20 protein-coding genes and 2 pseudogenes are annotated in these 15133 nt (G+C 55.7%); 14 read left to right on the top strand and 8 right to left on the bottom strand.

The annotated features are described in order from the left end of the window. Positions 1–254: 254 nt before the first annotated feature. The 9 genes from Q7L05_RS14425 (at position 255) to Q7L05_RS14460 (ending at position 6532) form a co-directional block, all read left to right on the top strand. Positions 255–512: a type II toxin-antitoxin system RelE/ParE family toxin gene (locus Q7L05_RS14425; protein WP_411293344.1), complete on the top strand. Its 258-nt coding sequence runs from the start codon at positions 255–257 to the stop codon at positions 510–512. A gap of 98 nt (positions 513–610) precedes the next feature. Beyond that, positions 611–1162, top strand: a complete 552-nt coding sequence (locus tag Q7L05_RS14430) for a hypothetical protein (RefSeq protein WP_303908148.1) — start codon at positions 611–613, stop codon at positions 1160–1162. 294 nt (positions 1163–1456) lie between these two features. Continuing rightward, complete coding sequence (locus tag Q7L05_RS14435) at positions 1457–2137, top strand: class I SAM-dependent methyltransferase (protein WP_303908150.1); 681 nt, start codon at positions 1457–1459, stop codon at positions 2135–2137. A gap of 72 nt (positions 2138–2209) precedes the next feature. Then, positions 2210–2752, top strand: coding sequence for a DUF6624 domain-containing protein (locus Q7L05_RS14440; RefSeq protein ID WP_303908153.1), 543 nt, complete (start codon positions 2210–2212; stop codon positions 2750–2752). A 96-nt stretch (positions 2753–2848) separates the two neighbouring features. Then, entirely contained in the window at positions 2849–3403 is a 555-nt protein-coding gene (locus tag Q7L05_RS14445) for a GNAT family N-acetyltransferase (protein ID WP_303908156.1), read from the top strand. A 258-nt stretch (positions 3404–3661) separates the two neighbouring features. Then, positions 3662–4060, top strand: coding sequence for a GFA family protein (locus Q7L05_RS17455; protein ID WP_317623138.1), 399 nt, complete (start codon positions 3662–3664; stop codon positions 4058–4060). Next, positions 3993–4469 carry an antibiotic biosynthesis monooxygenase family protein gene (locus tag Q7L05_RS14450; RefSeq protein WP_303908159.1) on the top strand — a complete coding sequence of 159 codons (477 nt, stop codon included), beginning with the start codon at positions 3993–3995 and terminating at the stop codon, positions 4467–4469. The genes Q7L05_RS17455 and Q7L05_RS14450 overlap by 68 nt, the downstream gene beginning before the upstream one ends. Before the next feature lie 150 nt (positions 4470–4619). Next, positions 4620–5888 (top strand): ISKra4 family transposase, encoded by a 1269-nt coding sequence (locus tag Q7L05_RS14455; protein ID WP_303908162.1) that lies wholly within the window; start codon positions 4620–4622, stop codon positions 5886–5888. A gap of 41 nt (positions 5889–5929) precedes the next feature. After that, positions 5930–6532, top strand: coding sequence for a class I SAM-dependent methyltransferase (locus tag Q7L05_RS14460; protein WP_303908165.1), 603 nt, complete (start codon positions 5930–5932; stop codon positions 6530–6532). A gap of 97 nt (positions 6533–6629) precedes the next feature. Here the strand turns inward: Q7L05_RS14460 and Q7L05_RS14465 are convergent, their stop codons facing one another. Genes Q7L05_RS14465 through Q7L05_RS14475 form a run of 3 tightly spaced genes read right to left on the bottom strand, consistent with a single transcriptional unit; the run spans position 6630 to position 8170 of the window. Then, positions 6630–7205, bottom strand: coding sequence for a DUF2269 family protein (locus Q7L05_RS14465; RefSeq protein WP_303908167.1), 576 nt, complete (start codon positions 7203–7205; stop codon positions 6630–6632). A gap of 3 nt (positions 7206–7208) precedes the next feature. Next, the gene (locus Q7L05_RS14470) at positions 7209–7667 is read right to left on the bottom strand and encodes a hypothetical protein (RefSeq protein ID WP_303908170.1); all 459 of its coding nucleotides are present in this window, start codon (positions 7665–7667) and stop codon (positions 7209–7211) included. Then, complete coding sequence (locus Q7L05_RS14475) at positions 7667–8170, bottom strand: MarR family winged helix-turn-helix transcriptional regulator (RefSeq protein ID WP_317623140.1); 504 nt, start codon at positions 8168–8170, stop codon at positions 7667–7669. Before Q7L05_RS14475 ends, Q7L05_RS14470 begins: the two co-directional genes overlap by 1 nt. A 421-nt stretch (positions 8171–8591) precedes the next feature. Here Q7L05_RS14475 and Q7L05_RS14480 point away from each other — a divergent pair, with 421 nt between their 5' ends. Next, complete coding sequence (locus Q7L05_RS14480) at positions 8592–9458, top strand: AraC family transcriptional regulator (RefSeq protein ID WP_303908173.1); 867 nt, start codon at positions 8592–8594, stop codon at positions 9456–9458. A gap of 206 nt (positions 9459–9664) precedes the next feature. Here the strand turns inward: Q7L05_RS14480 and Q7L05_RS14485 are convergent, their stop codons facing one another. Beyond that, a complete protein-coding gene (locus Q7L05_RS14485; RefSeq protein WP_303908176.1) occupies positions 9665–9838 on the bottom strand; it encodes a hypothetical protein in 174 nt (57 codons plus the stop codon). A gap of 62 nt (positions 9839–9900) precedes the next feature. Between Q7L05_RS14485 and Q7L05_RS14490 the strand changes: the two genes are divergently transcribed. Then, positions 9901–10605, top strand: coding sequence for a transposase (locus Q7L05_RS14490; RefSeq protein ID WP_303908179.1), 705 nt, complete (start codon positions 9901–9903; stop codon positions 10603–10605). Here Q7L05_RS14490 and Q7L05_RS14495 read toward each other — a convergent pair. The 3 genes from Q7L05_RS14495 to Q7L05_RS14505 all read right to left on the bottom strand — a co-directional run bounded on the left by Q7L05_RS14495 (position 10592) and on the right by Q7L05_RS14505 (position 13561). Further along, positions 10592–11233 (bottom strand): cytochrome b, encoded by a 642-nt coding sequence (locus Q7L05_RS14495; protein ID WP_303908182.1) that lies wholly within the window; start codon positions 11231–11233, stop codon positions 10592–10594. The two genes, Q7L05_RS14490 and Q7L05_RS14495, sit on opposite strands and share 14 nt — an antisense overlap. Before the next feature lie 444 nt (positions 11234–11677). Further along, positions 11678–12556: a phosphatase PAP2 family protein gene (locus Q7L05_RS14500; RefSeq protein WP_303908185.1), complete on the bottom strand. Its 879-nt coding sequence runs from the start codon at positions 12554–12556 to the stop codon at positions 11678–11680. Next, a complete protein-coding gene (locus tag Q7L05_RS14505) occupies positions 12557–13561 on the bottom strand; it encodes a mechanosensitive ion channel family protein (protein ID WP_303908188.1) in 1005 nt (334 codons plus the stop codon). A gap of 303 nt (positions 13562–13864) precedes the next feature. Here Q7L05_RS14505 and Q7L05_RS14510 point away from each other — a divergent pair. The 3 genes and pseudogenes from Q7L05_RS14510 to Q7L05_RS14520 all read left to right on the top strand — a co-directional run bounded on the left by Q7L05_RS14510 (position 13865) and on the right by Q7L05_RS14520 (position 14708). Continuing rightward, positions 13865–14143: pseudogene (locus Q7L05_RS14510) on the top strand (type II toxin-antitoxin system RelE/ParE family toxin). Next, positions 14143–14457: a HigA family addiction module antitoxin gene (locus Q7L05_RS14515; RefSeq protein ID WP_303908191.1), complete on the top strand. Its 315-nt coding sequence runs from the start codon at positions 14143–14145 to the stop codon at positions 14455–14457. The pseudogene Q7L05_RS14510 and the gene Q7L05_RS14515 overlap by 1 nt, the downstream one beginning before the upstream one ends. Before the next feature lie 68 nt (positions 14458–14525). After that, positions 14526–14708, top strand: a complete 183-nt coding sequence (locus tag Q7L05_RS14520; protein ID WP_303908194.1) for a hypothetical protein — start codon at positions 14526–14528, stop codon at positions 14706–14708. A 227-nt stretch (positions 14709–14935) separates the two neighbouring features. On the opposite strand, the pseudogene Q7L05_RS14525 reads toward Q7L05_RS14520, so the two are convergent. Further along, positions 14936–15133, bottom strand: a pseudogene (locus Q7L05_RS14525) (threonine dehydratase); the annotation flags it as partial.

Below are 15133 nucleotides of genomic sequence, written 5' to 3' on the forward strand. Positions count from 1 at the left end.
CATGGATGTAGGTGGTAGAGCGACGCAGGATGCCAAAGCCGAGCCCCAGGCGACGCGGCAATCTGGGGTTTTGGAAGCAGGAGATTACTTCGTCGCTCGAGCGCCTCGTAATGACAGCAGGAGAGGGCACGTTCATCAGGAGGACGCCTACATGGATGTAGGTGGTAGAGCGACGCATGCCGCCATGAAATAATGGGGTCTGAATAATGGGGTCTGAATAATGGGGTCGTAGTAACTTTTTGGCAAGAAAGACTATCAAGACATTCATTGTAAGGCGCGGTTCGGCTTATGCCAGCGTCCAGTCACAGCACGAGCCACGGCTCAGGATGCAGTTGGCTGCTCTTGAGACTGCAGCCACGGTGGAGGACATGGATATCCCGGGGTTTCGGCTACATCCGCTGAAGGTGCGTGAGCGCGGCAGATGGTCGGTCTGGGTTAACGGCAACTGGCGACTGACCTTCGAGTTCCATGATGGCAACGCCCATGTTCTGGATTACGAGGACTATCACTAATGGCTATGCACAATCCCCCCCATCCGGAGCGATATTGCCAAGCCGTTGCTGGTCCCCGGAATCCATGCATTTAACCGTTCGTCATGGAGAGCAGATCAGTGAGTAGAGCGTCTGAGATGAGGCGAGTTGCAGTTTTTGGCAACGCTGGCGGCGGTAAATCAACGCTCGCTCGGCAACTGGCCGGCATTACCCGTTTGCCGCTGCACTCACTCGACACCATTAAATACAGGCCTGGTGGCGGTGAGGTGCCTCACAACGAGTACCTTCAGATTCATTCCGAACTGCTACGCGGAGACGAGTGGATCATTGACGGGTTCGGCTGCGTGCCATCAGCCTGGGAACGTTTTTCGGCTGCTGACACGCTGATCTACGTCGATCTATCGCTATTCACGCATTACGTCTGGGTGACAAAGCGTCTCGTAAAGGGCTTAATCGTCACGCCCGAGGGGTGGCCCGAGAACAGTCCAATATGGAGCAGCACATTGAACAGCTATCGAGTACTTCGGCTCTGTCATGAAAAACTGACACCCAAATACCGGCAGTTGGTTGCAGAGCAGGCCACTCACAAGCGAGTGCATCACTTGAAATCGGCCAGCGCTATAAAGGCTTTTGTCGGAGCTGTTGCTAATGAGTATTCGGGTATCCGCTGAGGCGATGCCCAACCATCGCTTCCACCCGGAGCCTCCCTCGCTGCGCTCATGGGCCGCGGGTGAAGCGGGGCGTTATGCGCATGAAGATTGCTACGAGGCGAGACCTGACCCTCTCGCTCTGTTTCCACGCCCGGCCGTTTCTACCGCAAGGAAGGGCTCGGGGGCTAGCGTGAGGAGTTCTTCTTCTGCGCGAGTGATTATGACTGAAGAGCCCGGTGCGGGAAAACCGCATGGATGTGCAGGGGGGGCACCGGGTAACCGGTGTTTCTACTATGACGCCAGCCTGAGGATCGGATGAATAAGGATCTATTCAGTGACGCGAAAATTATCCAGTCATGGTGTAAGAACGCAATGCCCTGGACTGTCGCGGTGCGGGAGAAACAGATAGAGAGTCGCAAACAGATTACCGATCAGGCGATTATCGACGCAATATTCAGCTGTTCGCCAGGTTCAGTTCTCGACATCGGCTGTGGCGAAGGATGGCTGGTTCGTGAACTCGCCGCCAATAATATCAATGCGGTCGGTGTAGATGTCGTGCCTACACTTATTGAAGAGGCCAAATGCGCTGGAGGTGGCGATTTTCGTGCGATGTCCTACGAGGAAATCGCATCTGGAAAACTCGGAGTTTCAGTTGACGCTATCGTCTGTAACTTTTCATTGCTCGGAAAGGAATCAGTCGAGGGAGTGTTTAGAGCTGCACCATCGCTGTTGAATAGGCATGGTTCATTTATCGTGCAAACCCTGCATCCGGTTATAGCATGCAGCGATCTTCCATATCGGCAAGGTTGGCGAGAAGGATCATGGACTGGATTCAGTACCGATTTCTCTGATCCCCCGCCGTGGTATTTTAGAACCTTGGAAAGTTGGATAAAGCTGTTCGTAGATAACGGATTTCGGCTGCGTGAGATGCGTGAGCCAGTCCATCAAAAAACCCAGAAGCCAGCTTCTGTAATATTCATTGGGGGGCTCGGCTAACCAGCTAATGAGCCGGATGCCCGTAAACTCGCGCCGGTTATTGGCGCGTTTCAGCCAACGAAGTGCATAGGCATGAACAACGACTTGCGCGAAGAGCTGCTATCAATGCAGAGAGAAGACGAGCGGTTGATGCGGGAGCTCATGAAAGCCGGGGAATTGAAGGAAGATGAATATCACCCCCGCATCAAGCAACTGCATGAAAGCAATATCGCTCGTATCAAGGAAATTATTGCTGAATATGGCTGGCCCGGGAAGAGCATCGTTGGCCAGGAGGGTGCGAAGGCGGCTTGGCTAATTGTGCAGCATGGTACTCTGGACCAAAAGTTTATGGAGCGTGCATTGCTTCTGCTGAAAGAGGCAGTCGCAACAGGTGAGGCCGAGGGTTGGTGTCTTGCTTATCTGCAAGATAGAACGTTGACGATGGCAGGGAAACCGCAGGTCTACGGAACACAACACGATTTTGACGAGAATGGAGTTGCTCATCCGTTGCCAATCGCGGAGCCCGATAAAATAGATGTGTTGCGGAAAGAGATGGGAATGGGGCCGTTATCAGAAGCGACAAAGCGTATTCAAGAGGCATACCGGCCCATGATGGATAATCGAAAAGATGGCTAGCAACTGGCTGAACCCGGCGCCGATAACCCATGCGGCGCTCGGCTATGGGTCGGGTGATGGCGCGGATTGGCCAAGGCGTTAGCAGGATTTCCGAGGATGGGCAGGTTGAAAATCAGACGTTCTACAGACTTCGACAGGACTGCGATCAGCGCCATTTACCTGAATGCGTTTGGACCGGAACAGGGCCGGGAGATTGTAGAGCTCGTCAATGGGTTGTTTTCCGATGGTACGGCAAAGCCTTTGCTCTCGCTCGTTGCAGAAACAGATAAACAAATCGTCGGTCATATTCTTTTTACGCAAGCAAGACTTCAACCCAAGTATCAGGATATTTCTGTTCGGATTCTCGCTCCGCTCGCGGTCGCGAAAGATTTTCAGGGCCAAGCTATCGGGAGATCATTGGTCGTAGAGGGACTAAAGCGGTTAACCGAGGCGGGAGTGGACTTGGTCTTCGTGCTTGGTCATCCCGACTACTACCCGAAGTTTGGGTTTCGACCGGCGGGGGTACTTGGCTTTGAAGCTCCTTATCCAATTCCTACGGAGCACGCCAACGCTTGGATGGTTAAAGAGTTGCGGGCAGGAGTAATTGGGAACGTTCAGGGAAAGATTGAATGCGCGGGTGTTTTAGATAAACCCAAGCATTGGCAGGAGTAGGACCTGCCAACAACGCGAAAAGAGGACGCCCATTAGCCGCCGTTGGGTCCTGACGATTTCTCGTCATCTGGCTGAGTCGGCATGCAGTTTATCTGCGGCTGGGTACTGAGCATGAGTCGCGCGCCAGGGCTTACCCCGAGTTGTTCCGAGACCCACAGAGTGAAGAAGGATTTAACCTCGTGAGAAAGGCGGCTCATTAAGGCCAACCGCTCGGCGACGAGCGCTTAAGCTTTGGACAGAAAAAAAGAGGGGTTCTGAGTGAAGGGTAGCTGTCTGTGTGGGGCGGTCGAGTACGAAATTGATCAGCTCGATATGCCAATTATACATTGTCACTGCCGCACGTGCCGCAAGGCACATGCAGCATCGTTTGCATCGACCGCAGGTGTCATGCGCGATCACTTTCGGTGGACGAAAGGCACAGAGAAACTGAAAGCATTTGAGTCCTCTCCCGGAAAGCTCAGATACTTCTGTTCAATTTGCGGCTCCCATGTAGTGGCAGAGCGTCCGGCTCAGCCGCATGTCATTATTCGGGTAGCAACACTTGATGAGGATCCGGGTCTACGACCGGAGGCGCATATATGGTGCTCGCATGACGTCCATTGGTTGGAAGATGGAGAAGGCGTTAGCTCCTATGGCGAGTGGCAATCGGGAAGATAGCCGATTATGCCCAACAAGCCCGTCAACTCCGACAATCAAAAGCTACGCTCCTCCCTCGCTCCGCTTTCGGCTGCGGGTTATGGGCGGAATTATACGCAAAAAAAAGGTGCCTATGTACGCTGTGATATTTAGAGCAACAATAAACAAGCTGGACGAGGCTTATTCAGAAATTGCTTCGAAAATGCGCGAATTGGCAATGAATGAGTATGGCTGCTTGGAGTTTGTTTCGGTGACAGAGGGAGATCAGGAAGTTTCGATTTCCTACTGGAACGAACAGAAAGATATAATTGAATGGAAGAAAAATTCCGAGCATTTGGCAGCACAAGAGCTGGGAAAATCGGAATGGTACAAATCCTATCATGTTCAGGTGGTTGAGGTTGTTCGTGAATACAGGTTGGAAAACAGATAATGGAGCTGCAAACCATAGTCCCATGGGGCCGGTCACTTTCTGAATATAAGAAAATGTTTTCCTTGTCTGAAGGGGTGCGCTCCCCACTTGATACCGAGATCGAGGCATGATCAAATAGCCACCATGCAAACAACCAAATAGGTACTTGGAATGGCGGCGACACTGATGGCTAAGGCGGGAACGAGGGTAACGCTGGAGGTGACGGTCGACTTGGACGGGACCTTTTTGGAATCGGAAGAGACGATTCTGACTTCGCTGAACGAAGCGGGAAACCTGGCGACGGCGGTGGCGTTGGAACACTTTGATACGGACGGCTCGCCAATCGATATGGGTGATGTACGCTGGTACAGCAAGGGCAGGCAGCCGAAGCGCTACGAGACGCCGTACGGCAAGGTCTCGGTCGAACGCCACGTCTACCAGCGCTCTGGCGGCGGCAAGACCTTCTGTGCGCTGGAGGAGCGAACCCGCATGGTCGGAGACGCGACACCGCGGTTCGCCAAGATGGTTTCGCACAAGTACGCCAACGGCAGTGCGGCACAAGTGGTGGAGGACTTGTCCTCCAGTCACGGCCGCAAGATAGTGCGCTCCTATGTGCTGGCGCTCGCTGAGCGGGTGGCGGCGGTGGTGCAGGCCAAAGAGGAGGTATGGGAGTACGAAATCCCGGAACTGAGCGAGGAGGTTGCCAGCGTCGCGGTTGGGCTGGATGGCACCTGCATGCTGCTGTGCGAGGACGGCTGGCGGGAGGCGATGACCGGAACCCTCTCTCTGTATGACAAGGGTGGAGAGCGGCTGCACAGCGTCTATCTCGGTGCCACCCCCGAATACGGCAAGCAGAAGTTCTACGCCCGCCTGAACCGGGAACTCGATCGCCTCAAGAGCGTTTACCCTCACGCCCGCTACGTCGGCTTGGCCGACGGCGAGAAGACCAACTGGCAGTTTCTCGAAGGGAAGGTCTCCGAGCAGATCCTGGACTTTTATCATGCCAGCGGTTACGTGGGGCAAGCGGGGATAGCGGTTCTGCCGAACCAGCGCCAAGCATGGATTGACGAGCGCTGTAACCGTCTCAAACACGAGGATGGGGCAGCCAAACAGCTTCTTGGCGAGATGAAGAAGCTGCCCATCGGCAGGTTGAGGAAGCACGAAAAGGAAGAGCTGAGTTCGGCCGTCACCTACTTCACCAACCACAAAGAGAAGATGCACTACGCCCGCTGGCAGCGCGAAGGTTTGCCCATCGGCTCCGGTGTCACCGAAGCGGCCTGCAAGACCCTTATCAAGCAGCGACTGTGCAATGCCGGCATGCGCTGGAAGGACAAGGGCGCTAGCGCTGTCATCAGCCTGCGCTCGCTGGTGATCACCGAAGGCCGCTGGGAGCAGTTCTGGGATAAGGTCAACCACTATGGTGTGCCTCGGGCGGCGTGAACTTGGACATCAAGCGAAGATCGCACCCGTCTGAAGTGGATGTGCGAAAACGTATTCTTGGTTGTGGTGATGGCCCTGCATCATTCAATGCTGAAGCGACTGAGCTTGGTGGTCATGTGGTTTCCATCGATCCAATCTACCGATTCAGTCCCGAACAAATCCGATCAAGAATTGAAGATGTTTACCCTCAAATATTGGAGCAAGTATCCAAAAATAGAGATGATTATGTCTGGGATAGCATAGGCAATCCCGAAGAGCTTGGACGGGTGAGAATGAACGCAATGAAAGCGTTCTTGAGTGATTACGAAAATTGTTATCCATCAAGAAGGTATATAGATGCATCACTACCAGAGCTGCCATTTGTAGATGCAAAGTTTGATTTGGCTCTATGTTCACATTATTTATTCTTGTATAGCGATCACGTAAATCAAGAGCAGCATAGTTCGTCTGTAAAGGAACTGTGTCGTGTTGCTAAAGAAGTGCGTATTTACCCGCTACTATCTATCGGAAACAACGAGGAATCGCCGCATCTTAGGCCAGTTATGGATGCATTGGAAGAAGTGGATATTAATGTCTCTTTGGAACCGGTAGATTATGAATTTCAGAAAGGCGCAACAAAAATGCTGGTAGCCAAAAGCGAATAATAATCACATGCACTCGGACAGCAAAAAGCGAGGCGAGGCCTGAGCCGCTCGCTCCTTTGCTAACATCGCCGTACAGATCTCATCTATCGGATCGGGGTCATTCATAGCCCCACGGATACAAGCGAGGAATCCAGAACGTTAGCGCGCTCGCCAACATGACGGCCATGACTGAGCCTGCAACAAATAAAGTCCAGGACTCGGGCTTCAATGCACCCAGGGTGATGATCAAGGTGAGCACGGGCAAATCGAGGAAGTGGGTGAATGACGGCACAAGTTTACCGTGCGCCCGGTTCAGTTCAGGGGTGAAATGTCCTTCCTCGAGCGCGCAGCGGGTGATGCGACGCAGTTGCATGAAATAAAGGCGAGTTACGGTATTGCCCTCGATGAATTCGGCAAGAAACAGGAATACCATGCCGGCAAGCCAGGGAATGCCGAGGAAGGCGAATCCGCCGTAAAACTCAACGATCATCCAGGTGCCGGATGCGAGCAGCAACAGCGCCCCCGGGACTACCAGTCCGTCGTAAAAGACCGCAATGTTGCGCACCGCTTCTGCAAACCGATGCAAATCTCGCAACTGGCGCGAACGCAGGTCCGCCATCCACACACCGACCAGGCCCGCGCCCATCAGGATGGCGCCCAGAATATGGGCGAGCTTGAGCAGGTTGTAGGTCATAGGTCAATCGCTAAGCTCAGGACCTGGTGCTCGGAACCGGCCGGCGAGCACCAAGCCATCTCGGAAATTGATCGTCATCAGAAAAAGTTGCGCAATGCCCACCAACAATTCCACGGCTTGCACCGCATAGAACACGGTATCGAATTCGCCTGCCGTCGCCTTGTGGAATAGAAAGAAGGCGGTTGGCACCATGATCACCAATCCGTTCAGGGCAATGAAACGCATGCGCCTCTTCTTGCCTTCTACGAAATGGCCCGATCGCCCGCTGGCGAGTGAAAAGCCACTGCCGCCGGTTATCGCCATCGCTGGAATCAATACCCACAGGCCGTAGAGTATCATTTGCTTGACCCAGACCACCGCCTCATGGGACAGGAACAGCTCCGAGATCGCTGTTGATGTCCAGAAGCTCAGAATGCAGAGCATGGCGACTGCACCGGCCGTAGCATGGATACGGGGTTTCATTATCGATTACTCCGCGTGGAGGTCCTTTCGAGTCGTTCGCAGACGAGTTCCAACACTCGCTTGGTCGCCACTAGGTCATCCATCGAGAGTTCTTCGGCGAGCTGGTTGGCCCAGCGGGCCTGGGTATGGTCCACGTCTGTATAAATGCTCCGGCCGCGCTTCGTTAGCGTATAAAGAGGGGAACGCTTGTGACTCGGGTTGGACTGCTGTTCAAGTAATCCTTCTTCCACCAACAAGTTCAGCTGCTTCTGTGTGCCTTGGCGGGTCGTGCCCATAACTGCGGCGATTTGTGGCGCTGAAAGCGGTGTATCAGACATCGCAACCGCTCCCAATACCTGCCAACGCGCACTTGTGAGTCCAAATGGGGCGATGAGGGAATCGCCGCTGCTCAGCAAACGACCGTTTGTCCGAAAGACGGTGAGGATTATTTCAGTCAATAACTCAGCTGTGGGTGCTCGCATGGAGATCGACGCCGCGGAATGTATTTGACAACCAGTTTCCATGGTAGGCAACTGGTTGTCAATTCTCACCCGACAATCAGGTAGAGGAGTTCATCCGCATCGAGGTTGTTCGGCGGGGATCAGCCGCTATTCGCCTCAAGGAAACCGAAGCGGCGCGAATCAGAACCTGCGGCGAGAAATTTGCTGCGTGTGATGAGGGGAATTGCCCCGGGGCAGGAAATTGGGGGCGCTGAAGAACGGGCGAGTGTGATACACAGCTTCGTCCGTCTCTCTCGGGGCTCCTGCTTGGGGACGGTGTGAAGGTGGGAGGCGGCTTTGCTATGCCGCATATTTGAGCAGGCGTGAATCCCATCTCTATGCCGGGGTACCACGGACGGCTTGCGTAGGCTGTCATTGCGCACGTTCGGTCAAGATCGGTCGCAACCTCGGGGCTAGAGTGTCTGCCCAATGAGGGAGGTTGAGGGTGAATGAGCAGACGACCAGGGCCTACCGGAAACGCTTCGAACGGGTGTTCGAGTACATCGAACGGCACCTGACTGAGAATCTGTCGGTGGATGAGCTGAGCGAAGTGGCCAATTTTTCCCGCTTCCATTTCCAGCGGCAGTTCTCGGCGTATGTAGGTCAGAGCGTAACGCAGTATATCCAGCTGATGCGCTTGCGGCATGCCTCGTACCAGCTGGCATTCGCTCACGGGCGTCGCGTCATCGATATCGCCCTGGAAGCGGGCTTCGAAAACCCGGAGTCCTTCTCCCGCGCGTTCAAGCGGCGCTTCGGACAGACCCCCTCTGAGTTTCGTCAACAGCCGGCATGGCAGCCGTGGAATGAGCGGATGCACCTGCCCGAACGCAACCGGAGAGACCCCATGCACGTGAACATCGTCGAATTCAAAGAGCTACTCGTCGCTGCCCTTGAGCACCGCGGCGCGCCCGAACGGATCTTTGACTCCGTCAAGGTATTCATCGACTGGCGCAAGGCAAGCGGGCTCTCCCCGAACGCCACGAGCCGAACCTTCGGGATAGTCTTCAGCGATCCCAATACGACGCCCCCGGAGACATTTCGTTTCGATATCTGCGGCGAGGTGGATGCGCCAGTGCCGGATAATCCGCAGGGGGTAACCACCAAACGAATCCCTGCGGGGCGCTGCGCGGTGGTGCGCCACCACGGCTCGCTCGACCAAATCAGCGAGAGCGCCTACTTTTTGTGTGGCGACTGGCTGCCGGAAAGCGGCGAGGAGTTGCGCGACTTCCCGCTGTTCTTTCATTACCTGAAACGAGTTCCGGACGTCCCGGAGCACGAGCAGATCACGGATGTATACCTACCACTGAAGTAATCGCCCGAGGTAATCGGGAAGAGGATACGGCCGTCGGCCTGAAAGCCCAGGAAGGCCTCCGGCAAGAGGTCGACCTCGGCGATGACATGCCTTAGGGGACGGAGGAGTTTTCGTCCGGTAGAGGAATAAAATTGAGAAAGACACCGGATTTTTAGACACGGAACTAATTCCTCCGTCCCCTTTTCTGCCCTTTTTTCTGGGGCCCGTCAAAGCACGAACATCAGCTTGGTAATAACGATGATGGCAAACGCGAGGGCCACCGCGACATAATGCACCGCCTCGAAACGGTCGATGCGAAAGTCCTCGGGTCCGCCCAATAAATGGGATCGTAGTAACTTTTTCTTCAGGGTGTGACGCTGGATCAATGGGGTCGGAGTCATTGATTTGGTGGGGTTAGGGGGGTAATCTTGAGACGAGTTACGGGGAGTTCCCGTCATGGCGTTTGCCCAGACTCTATCTGCCTGGATGTGCCCAGCATGTCATCCAGCGTGGCAACAACCGTGCAGCGTGTTTTTACGAAAAGGCAGATTACAAAGCTTATCTATCCTTCCTCAAGGACGCTGCCGAAAAATACCGGGTTGCCATCCATGCTTTTGTGCTGATGACCAATCACGTCCATTTGCTGGTGACGCCAAGCGACGAGAAGGGAATCAGTCGTATGATGCAGGCCCAGGGCCGCAAGTACGTGCAGTACTTCAATTTCACTCATGGCCGAACCGGTACGTTGTGGGAGGGGCGGTACAAATCCACCCTGGTGGATGCTGAGAACTATCTACTGACCGTGTATCGCTATATCGAGTTGAACCCGGTGCGTGCAGGTATGGTGGTGCACGCATCAGAATACCCCTGGTCCAGTTATCAAGGGAATGCTTTGGGCAAGCCTGTTCAGTTGTTGACACCCCACCCAATTTATAGCCGACTGGGTAGCACGGAGGTGGAGCGGGAGAGTGCTTACCGGGCTCTGTTTCGTGGCAGGATGCCCGAGCGGGATCTGGCGGCGATCCGTGAAGCGACGAACAAGGCTTGGGTGCTCGGTGATGAACGGTTCAAGGGACAGATTGAGGCCAAGACGGGGCGGAGAGCGGCGCCATTGGGGCGGGGTGGGGACAGGAAGTCAGCAGCATTTCGAGAAGTTAAGAATCAATGACACTGACCCTATTGATTTTGCTATTGATTTTTTCCGCCCCGGGCCGACCGAACATCCTGCCTGACAGACGCTGCTTACCGGCTATTACATGATAGACCGCCCCTATAATATGAAACAGCAGCGCGATCAGCATCGCTTTGGCTGCGATCACGTGCACGATCTCGAGCGCCTGATGCAGGGTTTCCATCGTTCCAGTGGGGCTGGCAATGGAGAACCAGCCAAATACTTCGATCGCCCTGCCTCCGGTCCACACCGCCAAAGGTCCGGTAATCACGAGTGTGGCTATTCCCGCCAGAAGGACCACATGCACCAACCGGGTGACACGTTGCCGTGCAATCGACTGATCGAGAGCCGCCGGGCCGCGGTTGAACAGCCGCCACACCACTCGGAAAGCGAGCGGGAGCAGCGCCAGGGCGCCGACAGCCACGTGGAGTTTCAGCCAGTAGAGCTTTTCGGGACCGCGCGGCATGTCTTCGAAGAAGAGGCCGATCCCCAGCAGGAAAATGACCAATGCCGCGCCAAGCCAATGGTTGACACGGGATGCCAATCCATACGTATTCGGAGTATCGGCAAAGGGGATGGACGCCGTGGCGGCCGTCGCCTGGCTGAAGTCGTTCGAAGATTGCATTATGCGTGCTCCTTTGTTTGCAGGCATCTCTGACTGGGATGACTGGGAAGATGGTGCTCTTATTTTGTGCAAAGTTGCGAATGGGAATGCAAAGATTTGTGATGGGGTCATAGTAACTTTTGACCTTCGGCTGCACCGGCTGAAGAGGCGCCTCCGGCTGACTAGGTATCGATTTCCTGCTAAAGGATGCTCGGCTGCGCGCTGCCCGTGAAGCCCCTGGATCGCATTTCGCGGAGTGCAGTTTTGATGGCGCGCTCGTAAGAAGGGCGGCCCAGGAATCGAGGTGCGGTGCATTGCCAAGCCGCTGAGCGGGCGAACCTCTGCCCCACTTTTGGGATGAGCCGCTCCACGCGGCGAGTTCCCTTCGCGTTGACCGTTGGTGCTGACGTTCTACGGCATCCTGCATCGTGTGCGCACGGAACGCAGGTGATGGTGGGTCGTGACTCAGGCACGGTTGGCACGTTGATATTCGGTGAGGGTAAAGGCCACTAAAAGCCAGAACAGTCCGACCAGAAATCCCATCGCCACATCACTGGCGTAATGGACACTGAGATAAACCCGGCTGAAGCCGGTTGTCCCGATGACCACCAAGCTCCAGAAGATGACTTCGAACCGCTCCCTGACTCTGGACCCGGACAGGTCCCGGACCAGTGCATAGGCGATGAAGCCGTAAACCGCCATCGCTGCGGTTGCGTGTCCGCTGGGAAAGGAGGCGTAGGGGGCGGTTACAAAAGTTTCGAACTCGGGCCGATCGCGGTTGAAGGCAAATTTGCCGAGCCATGTGGTGAGTTGGGATCCGGCCACGGCCACCCACAGCGGCAAAATGAATTGAGAGCGGCGGTCGGCCCAAAGAAAACCGGTCGAGACGAACGTTACCCCCACAAGTACGGCGCTTCCCCCCAGGTCCGTCAGCCAGGCAAACAGGCCAACCAGCAGCGGTGTACGCAGGGGTTGCAGTAATGCATTGAATCTTTGGTCGAACGCATGGAGTTCCGTCGCCTCAAGCAACTCCTCAATCAGTCCCCCCATGAGCAGGAACACGTAGGCGAGGGCGCCGGTGAGTAGCGTCAGCGGCAACCCGGTAAAGGGCCGTGGTTGAAAGCGGTTTCGTGCGAATGAATAGGTACGGGGGATACGCTTTTCCACCCAGGCTCGCAGAGGACGGGTGCGGCGCCAGTGTGGAGTTAGTTTGCCGAGGACCGGGCGCCAGCCCGAAGCCATCAGTATAACAACACGTAAAGCGAGCCAGCGGATCCCGAACACCAGCCCTATGCCGAATCCCAGCAGCAGCCAGGAATGGAGTTGTGACGTTCCCATGGTCATTCAGGGATAGTCCTGCACCCCCAGCGGTCCCTTTGAATGGAGATGGAGGGGCGGTAGACCGACGATGTCCATCGTTTGGGAAGCGATCGGTATTCCGGAATGCTCCAGCTCCCGTAATACATCTCGAGTGATGGCATCCTTGACCTCCCGGATATTGTGGTCCTCCACGATAAAGCGGACCGTGAGCTCCAGCCAGTTGTCCGTCAACCGGTAATAGACGATGGGCCAGACTTCGGTGGGCTTGAAGAAGTACCGCCTCCGCATCTCATCCAGTGCCTCCCTGCTCAGGCTGCCAATCGCAACGGTGTGTCGGCGGGCTGCCTCCAGCAGGATCGTCTCGACACGCTCGCGGTCGCTCTCGTAGCGTATCGGCAGGCTCATTTCCTCCCAGATGTAGGGAAAGTCGCGGGTATAGTTGTACACCGGCTCATCGAAAATGCGTGCGTTACTGACTGTGACCACGCGTCCGGTGTATTGGCGACTGTTTATCCAGACCGCAGGGGCCGCAGTCTGGACCGCGGGCGGCTGGCCCATCTCCATGATGGTCGTCTGGGTGATGCGAAGGCCAATGACGTCACCCCGTACGCCCCCCATCACGATACGGTCCCCTATGTTGAAAACCTTGCCTCTGAGGATGATGAAATAACCCGCGATGGCGGTGACGACGCGCTGCAGGGCAAAGGCCAGACCGGCGGTAATCAGACCAAGAGCGGTGGCCAGCCGGGAAGGGTCATCAAACCATATCGAGACCAGTACTACCAACAGCAGGATCGCTGAAGAGAGGCCGATCGTCTGGATGGTCCAGAATTCCAGCCGCTCTTTGTGACGATCCCGGAATGCCCGGTGGGCCAGGCCCCGGAGGAACTTGCCCAGCAGCAGCACCAGAAAGACCAGGATCACACTGACGATAAGCTTGATACCGTTCTCGGCATTGATACCTACCAGCCTGACTCCCAGGAACTCCACGGCCTGGTTCGGCCCCACCAGTCGTATTATCGACTCCAACGGATCCCCCTCCCTGCGGACGATGGTGCGCGGCTCCTTTGCACCGCCAGGGACGCAAGTAGTCCAACTATCAGCACGAGCACGATACGCATCGTTCGGATTTCGTAGCTTCTTCGGAAAACTTAGTCGCTTACTGTCGTGAAAAGGGCGCGAAAAGGGGACGGAGGAGTTTTCGTCCGGTAGAGGAATAAAAAGCTGGCTGAGTCCGCACGCAGAGTGTCTGCGGCTGGGTGGTTTTTGTATAACAGTGCTCTCTGCGAAAGATGTTTTGTTGCGTGATGCGCAACGTGCTATGGTTTGGTCATGATCAAGTCGTTCCGCCACAAGGGGCTTATGCGCTTCCATGAGTCCGGGAGTGTTGCCGGGATCCAGCCACAGCACGCATCCCGGCTCAGGATGCGGTTGGCGGCGCTCGAGCCGCAATTGTCATCGAGGACATGAACATCCCGGGGCTTCGGTTGCACCGGCTTAAGGGACACGAGCGCGGCAGGTGGTCGATTTGGGTTAACGGCAACTGGCGATTGACCTTCGAGTTCCGAGAGGGCAACGCGTATGTTTTTGGATTATGAGGACTACCACTGATGGCTATGCACAATCCCCCCCATCCGGGCGAGTTCATCCGTGAGGTGTATCTTGAGCCCTTCGGCCTGAGTGCTCGCCAGCTCGCGGCGAAGCTCGACGTATCGCCTTCGACGGTCGCGCGAGTCCTTCAGGGACGTAGCGCTGTGAGCCCGGAAATGGCATTGCGCCTGTCAAAGACGCTGGGGCGTTCGCCGGAAAGCTGGCTGGCGATGCAGGACCAGTATGATCTTTGGTGCGCCCGGCGGAACATAAATTTGGATAGAGTGGAGACAATGCGGTTTGAGGAGCCTAATAACGGAATGCATCCGACGTGACAAAGCGCGTGGCTGATTGACGTGGGCAGAGTGGATTTTCAAAAGTGATATCAACCTGGAGCGTAAAGATGGAAAACAACCCGGTAACCGAAGTGAATATCGTCGACATCAAGATGCCGTTTTGGTCCATGGTGGTCTTTATGGTGAAATTCACCATCGCTTCCATCCCGGCATTCATTATTCTATCCATTCTCGGCACGATCGTTATGGCGATCCTGGGCGGGATCTTCGGCGGCATGGGCCGCTTCTAGCATCGAGCACCCGGTGTTCCGTTTTTTCCAAAGCTTGGGTGAAGCGGTATAGTCCGCAATTCGACCCTAGCTCCCCCGCGGGAGAGCGCGGCAGAGGCCCAGGAAAAGGGTCAGAGCAGCTCTGACCCCTTTGTTCACGTTCATTGCTTTCTCTCCCTGGGTGATGGCAGGGCGAGTGTCGCCGGGCACCTGTCCATCGGTATGGCTCGTCGTTTTGCTGTTTCCGCTCAGCTGTCAGCGCCGATGACATCCGCGAACAGCGGCCGGTCCACATTGCCGCCGGACAGGACCACGGCCACACGCCGCCCCCGCAGGCGCGTGCGCTCCTGCATGGCCGCTGCCATGGCGGCGGCCCCGGCCCCTTCGGCCACGTTGGGGGTGGATTCGAACAGCAGGCGCATCGCCCGCCGGACCTCATCGTCGGT

Origin of the sequence: Thiohalomonas denitrificans (assembly GCF_016841685.1) — a bacterium.
Taxonomy (GTDB): domain Bacteria; phylum Pseudomonadota; class Gammaproteobacteria; order Thiohalomonadales; family Thiohalomonadaceae; genus Thiohalomonas; species Thiohalomonas denitrificans_A.

Coding starts and splice junctions, on each gene's coding strand:
- Q7L05_RS14435 (WP_303908150.1), top strand. CDS start 1,457: ATGAATAAGGATCTATTCAGTGACGCGAAAATTATCCAGTCATGGTGT.
- Q7L05_RS14440 (WP_303908153.1), top strand. CDS start 2,210: ATGAACAACGACTTGCGCGAAGAGCTGCTATCAATGCAGAGAGAAGAC.
- Q7L05_RS14445 (WP_303908156.1), top strand. CDS start 2,849: ATGGGCAGGTTGAAAATCAGACGTTCTACAGACTTCGACAGGACTGCG.
- Q7L05_RS14450 (WP_303908159.1), top strand. CDS start 3,993: ATGACGTCCATTGGTTGGAAGATGGAGAAGGCGTTAGCTCCTATGGCG.
- Q7L05_RS14455 (WP_303908162.1), top strand. CDS start 4,620: ATGGCGGCGACACTGATGGCTAAGGCGGGAACGAGGGTAACGCTGGAG.
- Q7L05_RS14465 (WP_303908167.1), bottom strand. CDS start 7,205: ATGACCTACAACCTGCTCAAGCTCGCCCATATTCTGGGCGCCATCCTG.
- Q7L05_RS14470 (WP_303908170.1), bottom strand. CDS start 7,667: ATGAAACCCCGTATCCATGCTACGGCCGGTGCAGTCGCCATGCTCTGC.
- Q7L05_RS14475 (WP_317623140.1), bottom strand. CDS start 8,170: ATGGAAACTGGTTGTCAAATACATTCCGCGGCGTCGATCTCCATGCGA.
- Q7L05_RS14485 (WP_303908176.1), bottom strand. CDS start 9,838: ATGACTCCGACCCCATTGATCCAGCGTCACACCCTGAAGAAAAAGTTA.
- Q7L05_RS14495 (WP_303908182.1), bottom strand. CDS start 11,233: ATGCAATCTTCGAACGACTTCAGCCAGGCGACGGCCGCCACGGCGTCC.
- Q7L05_RS14500 (WP_303908185.1), bottom strand. CDS start 12,556: ATGACCATGGGAACGTCACAACTCCATTCCTGGCTGCTGCTGGGATTC.
- Q7L05_RS14515 (WP_303908191.1), top strand. CDS start 14,143: ATGGCTATGCACAATCCCCCCCATCCGGGCGAGTTCATCCGTGAGGTG.
- Q7L05_RS14520 (WP_303908194.1), top strand. CDS start 14,526: ATGGAAAACAACCCGGTAACCGAAGTGAATATCGTCGACATCAAGATG.